The organism is Niastella populi (genome assembly GCF_002078015.1).
In the GTDB taxonomy this organism is placed as follows: domain Bacteria; phylum Bacteroidota; class Bacteroidia; order Chitinophagales; family Chitinophagaceae; genus Niastella; species Niastella populi.
The window spans coordinates 1-303 of record NZ_LWBP01000181.1; the positions used below are offsets into that span (position 1 = coordinate 1).

Annotated in this window: 1 protein-coding gene; it reads left to right on the forward strand. The window is 45.5% G+C overall.

Annotated elements, in window-relative coordinates:
• Nucleotides 1-303 (forward strand): hypothetical protein (locus tag A4R26_RS15430; protein ID WP_133054688.1); only part of this gene is annotated, 303 nt, incomplete at both ends.

Genomic DNA, 303 nt, shown 5'->3' on the forward strand with positions numbered 1-303 from the left:
AAACATCAACCATTCGCAACGCCAATAAATTCCTGTACACCAATCCTGACGATCCGGAGGCATTGCCTGAAGTAGTATTGCCTTATGGAGGTTTCTACAACCGGTCTGAAGACGCCCTGATGAACTTCGATATCCGTAACAGTCTGAACTATACGAAAACTATTTCCGGCAAACACTTTATCAATGCGTTGGTTGGCCAGCAGATAAAATATGCCGACAGGCAGCATTACTCCAATACCGGTTATGGTTACCAGTATGAGAATGGGGGAGTGCCCTTTACCGATTACCGCATCCTGAAGCAAT